The following is a 17,419-nucleotide window of genomic DNA, read 5'->3' as shown; positions in this document are numbered from 1 at the left end:
CACCCCCTGCATAGGCCGCGCGAACACGGCCGAAAGATAAAAATCCCCTGTGGCGGAGGGGATTTTTGCGTGTCGGGTTCTTCCATTTTTGCAATTTTATTGTAACACGGCGGCCGCCGGGCGTCAATTGCCTTTGGTTGCCGCCGTGGCGTTTTTGTGCTATAATGCCGTTATCGGAAGCGGCGGATCCGGGGCTCTCCGGCGCGCGAAGCGCTGGCCGGCCAAAGCGAAATGGATCGGCTCCGAGGTTAAAAACAGGAGGTAAGCGTGATGCAATGTCAGCCGGATTTTAGGTTGAGGACGGCTTATGAATTGCGCCAGGGCGCTTTGGCTAAACTAAGCGGCAAGTGGCCCGGCGCGGCCGCAGTTGTTTTTTTGGCTGCTCTTGCGGGAAATGCCGTTGGAGGCCTGAATTTTGCGGCGAAGTATGCCGCCGGAGAGCCGGATGTTATGCCCCTGCCGACATTTTCTTTTGCGCTTTTTGTTGTGTCTTGGCTGGTTGCCGCTCAATTTAAAGCGGGCGTCTCGCTATATTTCTTGCGCCTGGTCCGGGGCGATGCGCCGGGCGTAGCGGCCATATTTGCCAGTTTCAGGGATTTTGCCGCTTTTCGCCGAAATGTTTGGCTGCTTTTATTGATTAGCGCGTATACTTTCTTTTGGTCGCTGCTTTTGATCATACCCGGGATAGTCAAAGGCCTTGGCTACTCCATGGCTTGGTACGTCAAAGCCGACGCCCCGCACCTTTCCGCCAACCAGGCGATAGATGCCAGCGCGGAGATGATGCGCGGGCATAAAATGCGCCTGTTTTGGCTTGACCTGAGTTTTTTCGGCTGGATGCTGAGCCCTGTGGTTATATTGTTTATATTGCTGCCCTATGCCCCTTTCTTGGCCTTTCTTGCTGCGGGCATCGCCACGGTCTTTGCCAATGTGTATTTGGAAGCGGCCATGGCCCTTTTTTATCAAAATTTGAAGGAATATAGTGCCGCGAGCTTGCCCAGCGCAGAGGCAGAGGCCGCCCCCGGCGCGCTTTTGCGCTAAACGGGCAGAATCCGGCGCCGAAGCCTGGCAAAAATCGGAAAACGCAATGCCCGTCTTGTCATTGACGGGCGTTTGTGCTATGATATTATAAGCAGTCGTGTAATGTCAATCGAAAAAGCCGACATATAAGTTGAATGCGGCTGATATTGAACGGGAGATTTGACCGCCGCCGGACATTGGTTTGCCGCGCGGTCAGGCGCGCGCGCCGGGTTTCCGTCGTTTTTGGCGCACAGTTCAGCAATTGAGGGGGCCGTTTTTATATAATGAATGTGTCAACGGAAAAATTGGAAAACAACCAGGTAGTTTTAACCATCACCGTGCCGCAGGCCGTCGTGGGGAAGGCTTATGACAAAGCCTGGCGCAATATTGCCGGAAAGTTGTCCGTGCCGGGGTTCAGAAAGGGCAAGGCACCGCGCAAAATTGTGGAAAAGCGCGTGGGATTGCCGGCGATCCAGGAAGAAGCCTTTGATATCTTAGCGCAAAAAAGCTATGTTGAGGCGCTGGAGCAAACGGGCGTACAGCCGGTCAGCCGTCCGAGCGTGGACGTTGAGACGCTGGCGGAAGACCGGGACATGGTTTTTAAGGTAACGGTCGCGGTGAAGCCTGAGGTTCAGTTGGGACAATACAAAGGCCTGAGCGCGAAAAAGGCCGTTCGCGAAATCACCGGCGCGGACATTGACGATGCGCTGGAAAAACTGCGCGAGCGAAAATCTTCCATGGTGGTCGTGGAAGGCGCTAAGTTGGGCAAGGGCGATTTCGCCGTAATTGACTTTAAAGGCACGATTGACGGGCAGCCTTTTAATGGCGGCGAGGGCAAGAGTTATCCGCTGGAAATCGGCTCCGGCAGTTTCATCCCCGGGTTCGAGGATCAGCTTTTGGGCGCGGGGGCGGGCGAGGAGCGCGTGATAAAGGTCAATTTTCCGGGCGACTATCCTGCTGCGGAACTGGCCGGCAAAGAGGCGCAGTTCAGCGTAACGGTGCATGACGTGAAACGCCGCCAGGCGCCGGAGGTTACGGATGAATTTATCAAAGACAACAGTGATTTTTTCACCATTGATCAGTGGCGGGAAAATTGCCGGGAAAACTTGGAAAAAGCGGCGCTGCTGTCCGCGCGGAACGAATATGAAAATAATATCCTGAAAGCTGCGGTGGACGGCGCGGTTTTGACGATACCGGACGCGATGGCGCAGGAGCGCGCGTCCGAGATGATCATGGACACGGCCAACAGCTTGAAACGGCGCGGGCTGAATTTTGACGATTATCTTAAGTATATGGGCAAGACTTTGGAAGAGCTGCGCGAAGAAAAAAAAGAGGCCGCGCTGGAAGACATCAAGGCCGAACTGGTCATGGACGCGATCGCCGAAGCGGAAGGCATTGAAGTAAGCGAAGAGGAATTGACAAAAGAGATTGAGCGGATGGCCGCCCAGTACAAACAGCCGTTGGACGAGGTCAAAAAGGCCTTGGTGAAGACCGGCAACATCAAGCAGCTTGCCGCGTCGGTTTTGCGGCGAAAGGCCGCCCGGTTTATAATTGACGCAAGCGCCGAGGACGCCGGGGAACAGGGCGAAGCTACGGAAGAGGGGCGTTAAACAGTGAACTTTGTGCCGATTGTTGTCGAGCAGTCAAACCGCGGCGAACGGGCTTACGATATTTATTCCCGCCTTTTGAAAGACCGCATTGTTTTTATCGGCGGGACAATACACGACATGATGGCCAACCTTGTCATTGCCCAGCTGCTTTTTTTGGAATCGGAGGAGCCGGACAAGGACATACATCTTTATATAAACAGCCCGGGCGGCTCCGTAACGGCCGGCTTGGCGATTTATGACACTATGCAGTATATAAAATCCGATGTTTCCACGATTTGCATCGGCATGGCCGCCAGCATGGGGGCGCTTTTGCTGACGGCGGGCGCGGCCGGCAAGCGTTATTCGCTGCCTTATTCCAGAATAATGATCCACCAGCCGCTGGGCGGCGCGCAGGGCCAGGCGACCGACATAGACATACAGGCGCGGGAAATATTGCGCCTGCGCGAGGTCGGCAACGAGATATTGGTTAAACATACCGGCCAGCCGCTTGAAAAGATCCGGCAGGACACCGAACGCGATTATTTCATGTCGGCGCAGGCGGCCCAGGAATATGGATTGATTGACAAGGTCATTGCCCGGGGCGAAAAGCCGGGCAAAGCGTAAGCTGAAAATGAGGTGATGCAGTATGATTAAGTTTAACGGCGGCGACGACAAAGGGCAGCTTAAATGTTCTTTCTGCGGCAAGCTGCAGGAACAGGTGAAAAAGCTGGTCGCAGGGCCGAACGTCTATATTTGCGACGAATGCATAGATCTGTGCAACGAGATAATCGACGAAGAGCGGAGCGAGCAGTCCAAGTCCGTCGACAGCAGGGCGCTGCCCAAACCGCGGGAAATAAAGGCGATCCTGGATCAGTACGTGGTCGGCCAAGATGAAGCGAAAAAATCGCTGTCGGTCGCCGTCTATAACCACTACAAGCGGATCAGCGGCGGATACGGCGCCGGCGCCGGCAAACGCGACAAGGGCAAGGCGGACGAGGTGGAATTGCAAAAGTCCAATATAATCATGCTCGGGCCTACCGGCAGCGGCAAGACCCTGCTGGCGCAGACCTTGGCCAGGCTGCTCAATGTCCCGTTCGCGATCGCCGATGCCACTTCTTTGACCGAAGCCGGTTACGTGGGCGAGGATGTCGAGAATATATTGCTCAAGTTGATCCAGGCGGCGGATTTTGAAGTCGACAAGGCCGAGCGCGGCATAATCTACATAGACGAAATAGACAAAATAGCCAGGAAATCCGAGAACCCTTCCATTACCCGCGATGTGTCGGGCGAGGGGGTGCAGCAGGCGCTGCTGAAGATATTGGAAGGCACCGTGGCCAGCGTGCCGCCGCAGGGCGGCCGCAAACACCCGCATCAGGAGTTCCTGCAGATGGACACGACCAATATACTGTTCATCTGCGGCGGCGCTTTCGCCGGCATTGAAGGCATCATCAGCAACCGCATCGGCAAGAAGACCATGGGTTTCGGCGCGGATATAAAAAGCAGGAAAGACGGCAACAAGGACGAGCTTTTGAAATATGTGCTGCCCGAGGATCTTTTGAAATACGGCCTGATACCGGAATTCGTCGGCAGGCTGCCGGTAGTGGTTACATTGGACGCGCTGGACGAAGGCTCGTTGATCAGCATACTCAAGGAGCCCAGGAACGCCCTGATCAAGCAATACCAGAAATTTCTCCGCATGGACAAAGTCGATTTGGAATTTAACGAGGACGCGCTGGCCGCCATCGCCCGGGAGGCTTTGCGGCGCAATACGGGGGCGCGCGGGCTAAGGTCGATCATTGAGAGCATAATGCGCAACGTTATGTATGAAGTGCCTTCGCGCAGCGATATAAACAAGTGCATCGTGACCGAAGAGGTCGTGCTCAAACGCGCCGAGCCTGTTTTGCTTTACGAGGGCAGCAAAAAGAAAAAGGAAGCTTCGGCGTAGCCGCTGGCTTTCGGCGCGGGCCGTGCTTTCTCCGGCGCCGGGCCGGTCGCTGCATGGAAGGGGCGTTCAACGCCGAAAATGAAATAGGGGCTGCGGATATGGAAACGGCGGCATTATTGACAAAGGACAGCCGCAGTGAGCCGCTTGGAGATGCCGCATCTTTCAAATATGGCGCATAAATATATGTTTTTCCTGCGGCGCCCGCTGGGGGAATGCGCCAAAATCTGGCTTTATGGCCGGTTCGGGGGAAGGGCTGCGTCCTTTCCCCCCTTTTTCCGCGTTTTCTGCGGCTATGCATTGGAGATGATTGACAATGACCATTATCAATAACGGAGACAATCAACGCGCTTACCCACTCCTGCCCTTGCGCGGAATATTGGTTTTCCCGACCATGATCATTCATTTGGACGTCGGCCGGGACAAATCGATCAAAGCCCTCGAAGCGGCCATGCTCAATGACCGCCTTATCATGCTGGCCACGCAAAAGGAAGCCCATACGGAAAATCCGGGCCTTGCCGACATTTTCCCGGTAGGTACGCTCATGCAGATAAAATTGCTGCAAAAGCTGCCCGGCGGCGGCACGCGGATATTGGTCGAGGGCATGCGCCGGGCCAGCATCAGGGAGTTTGACGACAGCGGCGATTATATAGCGGTAAAGGTTACGGAGCATTTTGAGGAAGATTTTGCCACGCCCGAAATAGAGACATTGAAAAGGCTGGTGGGCGAGCAGTTTGAGCAATGGGTAAAGAACGGCAAGAAAATACCGTCCGACACACTCCTGTCCATTTTGGGCGTGGAGGAGGCGGGGCGGCTGTCCGACATTATCGCCGGGCATCTCGCCATCAACATTGACGACAAGCAAAAACTGCTCAACGCGATAAATGTAAGCGAACGGCTTAATTTGTTGTATGATATTTTGAGCCGCGAACTGGAAATATTGGAAATCGAAAAGAAAATCTCCCAGCGGGTGCGCAAGCAAGTGGGGAAAAATCAGAAGGAGTATTATCTGCGCGAGCAGATAAAGGCGATAAACAAAGAGCTTGGAGACAAGGACGACCGGCTGGCCGAAACGGCGGAATTCCGCCAGCGGCTTAGCGCCGCCGGGCTGCCGGAGGAAGTGCGCGAAAAGATAGGCAAGGAGATAGGCCGCCTGGAAAAAATGCCGGCAATGACTTCCGAAAGCGCGGTAGTCCGCTCTTATATAGACATCCTGCTCTCCCTGCCCTGGACGGCCGTTTCCGAGGACAACTTGGACATGGCCAGGGCGGAGAAGATATTGGACGAGGATCATTATGGCCTGGAAAAGGTCAAGGAACGCATACTTGAATATCTGGCAGTGCGCAGCTTGACCGCCGACATGAAAGGGCCCATTTTGTGCCTGGTCGGGCCGCCCGGCGTCGGCAAGACTTCCATCGCCAAATCGGTGGCGCGGGCCATGGGGCGCAAGTTTACCCGCGCTTCTTTGGGCGGGATAAAGGACGAAGCCGAAATACGCGGCCACCGCCGTACTTATGTGGGTTCTCTGCCCGGCCGCATCATCCAGGGGATGCGCAATTGCGGCTTTAAAAACCCGGTCTTTCTTTTGGATGAGGTGGACAAGTTGAGCAGCGATTTCAGGGGAGATCCGTCCTCCGCCCTCCTCGAAGTGCTGGATCCGGAGCAGAACAACGCTTTCAGCGACCATTATGTGGAACTGCCTTTTGATCTTTCCAAAGTGTTCTGGATAGTAACGGCCAACATTACCCATCCCATACCCAAGCCGCTGCTCGATCGGATGGAGGTCATATCCATTCCCGGGTACACGGAGTTGGAGAAAAAAGAGATCGCTTCGCGCTACCTCATGCCCAAACAGATAAAGCAGCACGGACTTGACGGCGGACTTATCGGCATTTCGGAAAAGGCCGTCATCCGTATCATCCGCGAATATACGCGCGAAGCCGGCGTGCGGGAATTGGAGCGCGGCATCGCTTCCGTCTGCCGCAAGGCCGCGCGCAGGGTTTTGAAGAAAAACAAAAAAAGCGGCGTGTCCGTAACGGCTTCAAACATCCCCCAATATCTCGGCGTGCCCAAATACACGCAAACCGAAAAACGGGCCGAGCCGGAAACCGGCGTGGCCACCGGCCTAGCCTGGACCAGCGTCGGGGGCGAAGTGCTGGAAGTGGAAACGTCGGTAACGCGCGGCAAGGGCGATTTGCTGCTGACCGGGCAGATGGGCGACGTGATGAAAGAATCCGCCCGCGCCGGCTATACTTATATCAGGCGCAAGGCGGATGAATTGAAGATACCGGGCGATTTTTACAAAGAGCTTGACATACATGTGCATCTGCCGGAAGGGGCCATCCCGAAAGACGGGCCTTCCGCCGGCATCACTATGGCGACTTCCATGGCTTCCGCCCTTACCGGGCGCAGGGTATACGCGGACATGGCCATGACGGGCGAAATTACGCTGCGCGGCCGGGTGCTGCCGGTCGGCGGCATCAAGGAAAAAGTGCTGGCCGCCCACCGCTACGGCGTAAAAAAAGTGGTGCTGCCGGTCGCCAACGAAAAAGACCTTGAGGACATACCGCCCACCATAAAAAAGAGCATTGAGTTTGTGCCGGTAAGTCATATGGACGAGGTGCTCGCCCTGGCCCTGGAAGACGCCAATGCCTGAACAAACATGGGACATAGTCAGTGCGCGCTATGTAATTTCGGCCGTAACGCCCGCCCAGTATCCGCCGGACGGTTGGCCGGAGGCGGCTTTTATCGGCAGGTCGAACGTCGGCAAGTCGTCGCTCATCAACTCTCTTTGCCGCCGCAGCCGTTTGGCCAAGGTAAGCGGATCGCCCGGCAAGACGAGGACCATAAATTTTTTTGCCGCGCAAGCTAAAACGACCGGCGGCGACGCCGCCACCAAAGAGTTTTTCCTCGTGGATCTTCCCGGATACGGCTTCGCCAAAGCGTCCAAGGCGGACAAAGCCGCCTGGGCCGGATTTATCAGGCGATATGTTACGTCCTCTCCCTATTTGAGAATTCTTTGCCAGCTTATAGATATAAGGCACGATTTGATGCAGAACGACCGTGAATGTTACGAGTGGCTCGCCGCTGAGGGCATCCCCGTCATAGTGGCGCTGACCAAAGCGGACAAATTGTCCGCCGCCGCCGCCGCCGCGCAGAAGGCGCGGCTTTGCCGGGCGCTTTCTTTGGATCTGGCGCGGGCGGTTATGTACTCTGCGGTAAAAAATACCGGCCGGACGGAACTTATCGGCAATATCGTCAGGGGATTGTAAACCGGGAGCGGCCGCCTGTGCCGGCCGCCGCCCATTACCGCAGTCGATGCGGCAAATATCGGGGCCGCCGCCTCGCCGGGAAGTGTAAAAAGATGGGCAATGTTTATTTGGCGCGTTTGGCGATGGTAATAGGAGGGCTTGGCAGCGCGCTTCTTTTTTTGCAGTTGGGCATCCCTTTGCCTTGGATTTTAGGGCCGATGCTTTGGACGGCCATGCTGAAATTGCGTTACCCGGCGCAGGTATTTTTCCCCCGCGGCCTGCGCAACCTTTTTTTGATCCCCCTGGGCTACAACATCGGCGCCTATGTGACAAACGAAGCCGCACGGGAAATAATGCACCAACTGCCGGGAATCACCTTGGCTACTTTCGCCGCCATAGCGCTGAGCGTTTTTTTGGCTTTCCTGACTACCCGCACTACCGGCGTAAGCTACGCCAGCAGCGTGATCGGCAATATGCCGGGCGGCCTTACCCCCATGATGCTTATTTGCGAAAATATACCGGGCGCGGATATTGGCGTGGTCGCCGTTTTGCAGACGGTGCGGCTGATGATGTCCATCGCCGTGGTTCCCGTTTTGCTGGCCTATGGTTTCGGCGCAAGCGGCCAGGCGGTGGCGGCGGCCAATCTGCATACGGTGTGGGATTTCGCCTTTTCTTATTGGCAGTTGGCGCTGGCCGCCGTCTTTGGCGCGCTGCTTTTTGAGTTTATGCGTTTTCCGTCCTCTTTCTTCGTAGGGCCGATCGTCGCCGCCAGCGCCTTGTCTATCTATGCGAACGTCCCTTTGCCGGCAGCGCCGGTTTGGCTGGTCAATGTCGCCCAGGTTACGACCGGCCTGTATCTGGGCACTTTTATCGATCCTTTCCAGTTGAGCAAAAATCACCGGCTTTTCCCCGTTTGCTTGCTTGGCGCGCTTATGATCGTCGCCGGCAGTTTGGTTATCGGCTATTTTTTGAGTAATTTGCTGGGATTTAGCCTGGCCACCGCCTTTTTGGCCTGCGCGCCGGGCGGGGCCGCCGAAATGAGCATAACCGGCATGGCGCTGGGGGAAAATGTGCCGATAATATTGGCTTATCAGCTTTTCCGTTTGCTTTTTTTGAATTTTGTCATGCCGCTTTGCCTGAAGTGGTATTTTACCCGTCCGCACGGCCAGGGGCCGCCGCCGCTTTCCCTTTGACGAAGACTTTCCATGGCATTTTTGCAGGAGGCTGCCAATGATAAAAAATATACCCACAGTATACGATCCGCAGTCGGTAGAGGGGAAATGGTACGGGTTCTGGGAAGAAAACCGATTGTTTCACGTGGAGCCGTCGCAAGCTAAAAAACCTTTTTGCATAGTCATACCGCCGCCCAATGTTACCGGGCAGCTGCACATGGGGCACGCCGCCGATGGCACCTTCCAGGACATTTTGATCCGCTGGCGGCGGATGCAGGGCTATAGCGCGCTTTGGCTGCCGGGGACCGATCATGCCGGCATCGCCACCCAGGCAAAATTGGAAGAAACTTTGCGGAAAGAGGAAAATTTGAGCCGTTACGACCTGGGGCGGGAAAAGTTCATCGAGCGGGTCTGGCAATGGAAACAAAAATACGGCGGGCGGATTGCCAATCAGCTCCGCCGGCTGGGTTCTTCCTGCGACTGGGAGCGGGAGCGGTTCACCTTGGACGAGGGGTGTTCCCGCGCCGTGCGCGAGGTATTCGTCCGCCTGTATGAAAAAGGCCTTGTCTATCGCGGCCTGCGCATGACCAACTGGTGCGTGAACTGCCATACCGCTTTGAGCGACATAGAAGTGGAACACGAGGAGCAGGACGGTTTTCTCTGGCAGGTGCGCTACCCGCTGGCCGACGGCGAAGATTCTTTTGTCACGGTCGCGACCACCCGGCCGGAAACCATCCCGGGCGACACGGCGGTGGCCGTGCATCCGGGCGATGGCCGCTACGGGCGCTTCGTCGGCCGGAAATTGCGCGTGCCCGCCTGCGGGCGAATAGTGCCGGTGATCGCCGACGAATATGTCGACCCGGCTTTCGGCACCGGCGCGGTCAAGGTAACGCCCGCCCATGACCCTAACGATTTTGCCATAGGCGAGCGGCATGCCCTTGCGCAAATCGTGGTCATAGACAAAGAAGGTTTCATGACGGCCGCCGCCGGGGAATTCGTGGGCATGGACCGTTACGCCTGCCGCGAAGCCATCGTGCGCAAAATCGAAGCAGAAGGGCTCTTGGCCGGGGTCGAGAAGCACGCGCACGCGGTGGGCCATTGCCAGCGCTGCGGCACGGTGACGGAGCCTTTGGTCTCCTTGCAGTGGTTTGTCAAAATGGCGCCGCTGGCCGCCGAGCCGCTGGCGGCGGTAAAAGACGGGCGAACCCGTTTTGTTCCCGGGCGCTTTGCCAAAATTTACGAAAACTGGCTGGAAAACATCCGCGATTGGTGCATTTCCCGGCAGATTTGGTGGGGACACCGCATACCCGCCTGGTATTGCGAAAAATGCGGGCAGACGGTCGTTTCGGCGTGGGATGTCGCCGCCTGCCCTGAATGCGGCGGCCATACGCGCCAGGACGAGGACGTGCTTGACACTTGGTTCAGTTCCGCCCTGTGGCCTTTTTCTACCTTGGGCTGGCCTGACCGGACCGAAGACTTGTCGTTTTTTTATCCGACCAGCGTGTTGGTTACCGCTTATGACATAATTTTTTTCTGGGTGGCGCGCATGATGGTCATGGGGCTGGAATTCCAGCAAGCCCCGCCTTTCCGCCATGTATTCATCCACGGCCTTGTCCGCGACGGCCAGGGCAGGAAGATGAGCAAATCCCTGGGCAACGGCATAGACCCCTTGGAAGTAATTGAAAAATACGGCGCCGACAGCCTGCGCTTTACTTTGGTTACCGGCAGCGCGCCGGGCAACGATATGCGGTTTTATTGGGAAAAGGCGGAGGCCAGCCGCAACTTTGCCAACAAAATATGGAACGCCGCGCGCTTTGTCCTTATGAACCTGGAAGATTACAAGGCGGGGCAGGGCATCCCCTCTCCCTGCCGGCTGGCGGATCGCTGGATACTTTCGCGTTTTGCCCGCGCGGCAAAGGAAACCACCGCTTTGCTGGAAAAATATGAAATAGGCGAAGCGGCGCGGCTCGTCTATGAATTTATCTGGGACGAGTTTTGCGGCTGGTACATTGAACTGTCCAAACCGGCGCTTTACGACAAAGAAGCCGCAGGTGAACGCCAACGCGCGCAGGATACCTTGCGCGAGGTATGGGAAGGCGCGCTGAAGCTTTTGCATCCTTTCATGCCTTTCATTACGGAAGAAATCTGGCAGGCGCTGCCGCGCAAAGAAGAGGGCGTGAGCATAATGACGGCGGCCTGGCCCCAAGGGGGGGGCGCCGGCCTTGTAGACGAAGGCGCGGAAAGCGATATGCGGCTGATTATGGACAGTGTACGGGCAATACGCAACATGCGGGCGCAGATGGACGTTGCGCCCGGGAAAAAAATCAGCGTCATATTGCAGTCGCCGGACAGTGGGCTGCGGCGTGTTTTGCGGGAGCAGGCCGGTTATATTGAAACTTTGGCGATGGCGGAACAGGTGGAAATATCCCCTGGCGACGCCCCTAAGCCGGAAAACGCCGTAACTTCGGTAATTTCCGGCGCGGAGATATATCTGCCTTTGCGCGGCCTTATTGATGTAGAAAAAGAGGCCGGCCGGCTGGGCAAAGAGAAGGAGGCGCTGGAGAAAGAATTGAGCCGCCTTGTCGACAAACTGGCCAACCGGGAATTTTTGGCGAAGGCGCCAGCTGCGGTGGTGGCCAAAGAAGAGGAAAAACGCCGGGAATGTGGAGAGAGGCTGGCGGCGCTCAAAGAGCGGATGGCATATCTTGCCGGCCTTGCCTGACGGTCGCGGCGGCTTCCAGGGATTGCCGCCCCGGCTGACAAAGCGGCAATTTGCCTTGCCGCTTTGCCCGAAATCGTCGCCAGGCCTTTCCTGAGCGCTTTTTGCGCTTGATGGGGCGAAAAGTTTGCCCGCGCAGCTTGGGTTTAATCGGGGAACGGCGTAAAGGCCATTAATTTTGTTACCGGGGTGAAAACATGAATTACCAGGAAACTTTAAACTATCTGACAGGGAAAGGCAACCACGGGATAAAACCTGGGCTGGAGCGGATAAAGATCTTGCTGGACAAGCTCGGCCGGCCGCAGGAAGGGATCTTTTATGTGCATGTGACCGGCACCAACGGCAAAGGATCGGTAACCAGCATGCTGACCAGCATATTTGAGGCGTCCGGGCTCAAGGTGGGCAAGTTCACTTCCCCGCACTTGGAGAAGTGGAACGAACGCATAAACATCTGCGGGCGCGACGTTACCGACGAGGAATTCGGCGAAGCCGTCGGCGCGGTGGCGCAAGCGGCGAAGGAGGCCGGCGAGGAGCTTGAGGAACCCAGCCAGTTTGAACTGGTTACCGCCGCCGCCTTCCGGCTTTTCCAAAAGGCCGGGATTGCCGCCGCCGTGCTGGAAGTAGGCATGGGCGGCCGGTGGGACGCGACCAACGTGATAACGCCCGAGTGTTCCGTTATTACCAATGTGGCGATTGACCATATAGAATATTTGGGCGAAACGATAGAAAACGTCGCGCAGGAAAAAGCCGGCATCATCAAACCCGGCGTGCCGGTCGTAACCGCGGCGGAAAGCGTCGCGCTCAATACGCTGATAGACAAGGCGGCCTCCCTGCGCTGCCCCATTCATATATTCCGCTCGGATTTTACGGCGATCGGGCTGGGCGGCGACTTGACGCAACAGCGCTTCATTTTCCGAAGCGGCGATTTTGTGGCCAATTTTAAATTGGCACTGGGCGGCGACCACCAAGTGACCAACGCCGCCCTGGCGGTTATGGCGGCAAGGCTTTTGTGCGCCAAACATCCGGAAATAACCGTCGCTTCCATGCAAAAGGGGCTCGAGACGGTAAAATGGCCCGGGCGGTTGGAGCTTTATTCCAAAGCGCCCTGCGTAATATTGGACGGCGCGCATAACCTCAGCGGCGCGATCGCGCTGCGGGCGGCGCTCAACAAATACTGCCCGGGCAAAAGGATTTCTTTCGTGCTGGGCATAATGAAAGACAAAGATATAAAAGGCATAGTCGAAGAACTGGTGGGCGAAGAAGACTCCTTGATCGCGGTGCCGGCGGACAGCAGCGCGCGGGCGGCCAGCCCGGACGAAATCGTAAAATACAGCCGGGGCAAAAATTCGGTAGCCGATGACTTGGAAAACGCCCTTAGGCAAGCGGAAGCCGACGCGGGGGAGGACGGGGCGGTCTGTATCGCCGGCTCTTTGTATCTGGCCGGCCAGGCCAAAAGCATTTGGAAAAGCCAGTCGGCAAGAGGGGATGCGGCGCCCTGAGAAACGCCTCGCAAAAAATCCTCCGGCAGGGGAACAAAGGAAAAGCCAACGCGACACAATGGCCATTGTGTCGCGTTGGCTTTTCCGCGAAAACCGCACTATAATCTAATTTGTTATGTTTGTTATGTTTGTTATGTCGCCGCAGAACTCGCAGCCAATACGCCGTCCTGACTATTTTTTATAATGACATAGTAAAAAAAGAAAAGGATGTGTTTGTCAAAATGAACAAGGCCGACCCAATCAGAAAAAAGCGCGACATACGCAAAATAGCCCTTTATTGCCTGAATAAAGGGCAGCGCCGCAATTATCTCCTCATCGTGCTGGGGATCGCTACCGCGCTCCGCGTCAGCGACCTGCTTTCCCTCACCTGGGAACAGGTCTATGATTTTGCCGGGAAAAGGTTCAGGAGCCACCTTGCCGTAAAAGAAAGCAAAACCGGCAAAGAAAGGCTCATCGCTTTGAACCGGGACGCCAAAGAGGCGCTGAAAACCTGTTTCGCCGGCGGCCGGGCGCATAGCGGAAATTATCTTTTTCCCGGCGGCAGAAGCAAAGAAAAACCGCTCAGCCGCAGCCAGGCCTGGCGGATAATAAAAGACACGGCTTTATATCTTAATATTGCCGGGCGCATTTGCCCCCATTCTTTGCGCAAGACCTTGGGTTATCACGCTTGGCGGGCGCAAAAATCGCCGGTTCTCATTATGGACGTCTACAACCATTCTTCCTATGAGGTAACCAAGCGTTATCTCGCCATAGATCAGGATGACAGGGACAATCTGTACAAGGGCATGGACTTTTTGCGCGCCGGCAGGGAAAGGGAACGAGGCAGGGGCAAGGACAAGAAAGCGTCTGATTGATGCCGGCCCCGGGACACGGATAAGATTCGCAAGAAAAATTGCCGCCCTGCGATAGGCAAAACATAGGGATGATTCTTTCCTCGCCTTCGCGCTTTTCGCGGCTTTTGAGCGAATTGTTTTTAAACAAGACGTAAGCCCCGCGTGTAAAAGCAGGGCTTATGTCTTGCCGCTCTTTAATATAGCGCTATTTTAGGGGCGTCGGAGAGGATTTTGCGCGCGTCGCTCATGATTTCCGCGATGATTTCCGCGCAAGGCTGTATTTTGGTCAAAAGGTTGAGGCTTTGCCCGGCTTGCACGAAACCGTTGTCAACGTCGCCTTCAATAAGCGCCAGGCGGTTCGTTCCTGTGGACAGGGCGTTGAGTTCCTCGATGGGGGCGCCGGATGTTTCCAGCCGCAGGAATTTTTCCGTGAAAGCGTTTTTTAGGCCGCGTACGCCCGCTTTGCGGGAAAACCCCGTAACTGCGCTGTCCGTGTCCGTGGCACCGATAATTTTTTCTTTGGCTTTGGGATGGGCGGGGCTTTCGGCGCTGATGAGAAAACGCGACCCTATCTGCACGCCCGCCGCGCCCATGACTAACGCCGCGGCGAGGGCTCGGCCGTCGGCGATGCCGCCGCCGGCGACGACCGGTATTTTCGTTATTTGCGGTATGACGTTGCTCATCAGGGCCATGGTCGTCAGCGTACCGATATGCCCTCCCGCTTCCATCCCTTCTATGACCAGGGCGTCCGCTCCCGCGTCTTCCACCCGCCTGGCCAGCTTTACGCTCGGGACGACCGGCATGACTTTGATCCCCGCCCGATGGAACGCGTCTATCCAGGGAACGGGGTTGCCCGCGCCGGTAGCCGCGAAAGCCGGTTTTTCCTCACATACGGCTTGGACGAGTTCTTTGACGTTAGGTTCTATCAAGGCGATATTGACGCCAAAGGTTTTGTCGGTCAGGGACTTAGCTTTTCTGATTTGCGCGCGCGCCCAATCGGCATCGCGCCCGCCCAGCGCTATGACGCCCGCGCCGCCGGCGTTGGAGACGGCCGCCGCCAGCGCCGCGTCCGAAACATAAGCCATGCCGCCCTGGATGATGGGACATTTAATGCCCAATAGTTCCGTAAGTTTGTTTGTCATTGACGCCTCGGCTCCCTTTCGCCCGGATACAGAGGCTGAAACTATACCGATTGTATGTTTTTGGGAAATTCCGGCTCGTCAAACCAAGGATATACGGCCGGCATATCATTAAATACGCTGTTTTTGAACGCGGGCGGGCGCTTTTCCAAGAAAGAATTGGCGCCTTCTTCCGCGTCGCTCAACTGCCCGATATGGTAATAGCAGGCGGACTCGATCTTGTGGGCGGTCATGGGATGCCTTGTCCCGGCCATCTGATAAATCATTTGCCGGCAAAGGGCAACCGATACCGGCGCCGCGTTGTCGCGGATTTCAGCGGCAATTTCCACGGCGCGTTCATAGACGCGCTCCGGCGCCACGACGTCATTGACCAGGCCGCATCTGTAAGCTTCGTCCGCTTTGATTAAACGGCCGCTTAACACCCATTCCATGGCCTTGGCCAACCCGACTATTTTTGATAGGTACCAGCTGGAACAAGCTTCGTTTACAAAACCTCTCCGAACGAAAACAAATCCCATTTTTGCCGTTTCGGACATGACCCTTATGTCCATCGAAAGCGGCAATGTCGCGCCAATTCCCACGGCGGCGCCGTTGATGGCGGCAATGACGGGCTTTCGCATTTTATATAAGCTGAGGGCGTTGGTGCCGCCTGTGTCCCTCATAGTGAAAAAATCCGTTTCGGAAAAATTGAACGGATTGCCTTCCGACAGATCCGAGCCGGCGCAAAAAGCGGGTATCTTTGTGTTGGCCGCACCTGTGAAAATTACCGCGCGGATGTTGTCGTCACGATTGGCCACGTCAAGCGCGGCGTTTATATCGGCAGCCATCTGCGGGGTGTAGGAATTCAGTTTTTCCGGCCTGTTCAACGTAATGGTGCAAATCCGATCTTTTACTTCGTACTTAATCGTTGCGTATGCCATAATAAATTCATCCTTCCTATATTATTATATTGAGTTTTTTTCCTTCAAAAATCAGGTTTTCCCGAAATTTCGGGTGGGCAATGGCAATCAGCGCTTTTGCCCGCTGCGACCAAGTTTTCCCTTTCAGGCGCGCTATGCCGTATTCCGTGACGATGCAATCGACTTCGTTTTTGCCGGTGGTAACGACAGAGCCTTTGCCAAGCGTTGCTTTTATGCGGCTTAGTTCCCCGCCTTTCGCGGTGGACGGCATGGTAATGAAGGAACGCCCGCCTTTGGACATTTGCGCGCCGCGCACGAAGTCCACCTGCCCGCCGGTAGAGCTGTACGGACGGCCGTTCAAGGTTTCGGCGCAAACTTGGCCCAAAAAGTCGATTTCCAGGCCCGCGTTTACGGAAACGGCTTTGTCGTTCAGCGCGATTACGCCCGGATCGTTTACATAGTCAACCGCACGGATTTCCACTGCCTGGTTGTCGTCCATGAAATCATACAACTTACGGCTGCCCAAGGCGAAAGCCGTAATGTTTTTGTAGCGGTCAATGTTCTTGCGGCTGTTGGTTACCGCGCCACATTCGATCAGCGAAAGCATGCTGTCGGTAAACAGTTCCGTATGGATGCCGAGATCCTGTTTGTCCGCCAGGGCTTGCCCTGCCGCGCTGGGCACGTTGCCCCAGCCCAGTTGCAGCGTTGAGCCGTTTTCTATTTCCGCGGCGACATATTTGCCGATGCTTAGGCTATCCGCGTCCATCTCGCCCGGCTCCGGCAAAGTCATGACCGCCTCGTCGCTTTCGCAGAGGCCCGTTATTTGCGAAATGTGTATGAAGGCGCTGCCGTGCGTGCGCGGGACGGTGGAGTTTACTTCCAGAAAGCGCAAATCCGCCCTTTCCATTTGCGCTACGGCTTCGCTGCCGGTAAGTCCAAAACTGAAATAGCCGTGTTTGTCCATCGGCGAAACCGCAGCGTAAAAAACATCCGCTTTTACAGTATTTTGCCATAAGCCGGGAATGTCTTTATAATAGCAAGGCATCATGTCCGCCCGGCCTTCATTTACGGCTTTGCGCGAAACGGCTCCGACGAACCAAAGCACGCCGCGCACGTGGCCGCTTATTGTTTCGTCGTCGTAAAGGGGCAGGGGATATTGCGGAAAGGTTATGTTATGCCGAACGTCTTTAAGGTTGGCGCGCAAAGCATGGGCGCAGACAGCCCTTACGATGGAGCGCGGTTCGCCGAGGGCGGAAGGGCAGGCGCAAACAAAACCGGACTTTACATAAGAGGCGATTTCCGCGGGCGTCATTTTTTTGTTTAGGTATTCTTTCTTGTATTTGTCCATAAATTCCGCCT

13 protein-coding genes are annotated in these 17,419 nt (G+C 55.9%); 10 read left to right on the top strand and 3 right to left on the bottom strand.

Going from position 1 to position 17,419, the window contains the following annotated elements; genetic code table 11:
• Window positions 1–450 precede the first annotated feature (450 nt).
• The 10 genes from LBO03_09480 (at window position 451) to LBO03_09435 (ending at window position 14,043) form a co-directional block, all read left to right on the top strand.
• The gene (locus tag LBO03_09480; protein ID MDR3349805.1) at window positions 451–1,038 is read left to right on the top strand and encodes a DUF975 family protein; all 588 of its coding nucleotides are present in this window, start codon (window positions 451–453) and stop codon (window positions 1,036–1,038) included.
• A gap of 263 nt (window positions 1,039–1,301) precedes the next feature.
• Window positions 1,302–2,627 carry a trigger factor gene (tig, locus tag LBO03_09475; protein ID MDR3349804.1) on the top strand — a complete coding sequence of 442 codons (1,326 nt, stop codon included), beginning with the start codon at window positions 1,302–1,304 and terminating at the stop codon, window positions 2,625–2,627.
• A gap of 3 nt (window positions 2,628–2,630) precedes the next feature.
• On the top strand, window positions 2,631–3,230 hold the full coding sequence (gene clpP, locus LBO03_09470; GenBank protein ID MDR3349803.1) for an ATP-dependent Clp endopeptidase proteolytic subunit ClpP: 600 nt from the start codon (window positions 2,631–2,633) through the stop codon (window positions 3,228–3,230).
• 22 nt (window positions 3,231–3,252) lie between these two features.
• Complete coding sequence (gene clpX / locus LBO03_09465) at window positions 3,253–4,551, top strand: ATP-dependent Clp protease ATP-binding subunit ClpX (protein ID MDR3349802.1); 1,299 nt, start codon at window positions 3,253–3,255, stop codon at window positions 4,549–4,551.
• Between the two features lie 313 nt (window positions 4,552–4,864).
• Window positions 4,865–7,204, top strand: coding sequence for an endopeptidase La (lon, locus tag LBO03_09460; protein MDR3349801.1), 2,340 nt, complete (start codon window positions 4,865–4,867; stop codon window positions 7,202–7,204).
• Complete coding sequence (gene yihA, locus LBO03_09455) at window positions 7,197–7,820, top strand: ribosome biogenesis GTP-binding protein YihA/YsxC (protein MDR3349800.1); 624 nt, start codon at window positions 7,197–7,199, stop codon at window positions 7,818–7,820. The genes lon and yihA overlap by 8 nt, the downstream gene beginning before the upstream one ends.
• Before the next feature lie 92 nt (window positions 7,821–7,912).
• A complete protein-coding gene (locus LBO03_09450) occupies window positions 7,913–8,992 on the top strand; it encodes an AbrB family transcriptional regulator (protein MDR3349799.1) in 1,080 nt (359 codons plus the stop codon).
• A gap of 37 nt (window positions 8,993–9,029) precedes the next feature.
• On the top strand, window positions 9,030–11,693 hold the full coding sequence (locus LBO03_09445) for a valine--tRNA ligase (GenBank protein MDR3349798.1): 2,664 nt from the start codon (window positions 9,030–9,032) through the stop codon (window positions 11,691–11,693).
• 194 nt (window positions 11,694–11,887) lie between these two features.
• Window positions 11,888–13,189 (top strand): bifunctional folylpolyglutamate synthase/dihydrofolate synthase, encoded by a 1,302-nt coding sequence (locus tag LBO03_09440; GenBank protein MDR3349797.1) that lies wholly within the window; start codon window positions 11,888–11,890, stop codon window positions 13,187–13,189.
• Window positions 13,190–13,410: 221 nt separating this feature from the next.
• Window positions 13,411–14,043, top strand: coding sequence for a tyrosine-type recombinase/integrase (locus tag LBO03_09435; GenBank protein ID MDR3349796.1), 633 nt, complete (start codon window positions 13,411–13,413; stop codon window positions 14,041–14,043).
• Between the two features lie 173 nt (window positions 14,044–14,216).
• Here LBO03_09435 and LBO03_09430 read toward each other — a convergent pair whose 3' ends face one another.
• Genes LBO03_09430 through LBO03_09420 form a run of 3 tightly spaced genes read right to left on the bottom strand, consistent with a single transcriptional unit; the run spans window position 14,217 to window position 17,408 of the window.
• Entirely contained in the window at window positions 14,217–15,164 is a 948-nt protein-coding gene (locus LBO03_09430; GenBank protein ID MDR3349795.1) for a nitronate monooxygenase, read from the bottom strand.
• Window positions 15,165–15,205: 41 nt separating this feature from the next.
• Window positions 15,206–16,081, bottom strand: coding sequence for an enoyl-CoA hydratase/isomerase family protein (locus LBO03_09425; protein MDR3349794.1), 876 nt, complete (start codon window positions 16,079–16,081; stop codon window positions 15,206–15,208).
• 16 nt (window positions 16,082–16,097) lie between these two features.
• Window positions 16,098–17,408 carry a hypothetical protein gene (locus LBO03_09420; protein ID MDR3349793.1) on the bottom strand — a complete coding sequence of 437 codons (1,311 nt, stop codon included), beginning with the start codon at window positions 17,406–17,408 and terminating at the stop codon, window positions 16,098–16,100.
• Window positions 17,409–17,419 lie beyond the last annotated feature (11 nt).

It is taken from the genome of Acidaminococcales bacterium (assembly GCA_031290885.1).
Classification (GTDB): domain Bacteria; phylum Bacillota; class Negativicutes; order Acidaminococcales; family JAISLQ01; genus JAISLQ01.
This window is presented reverse-complemented; position numbering and strand designations above follow the sequence as displayed.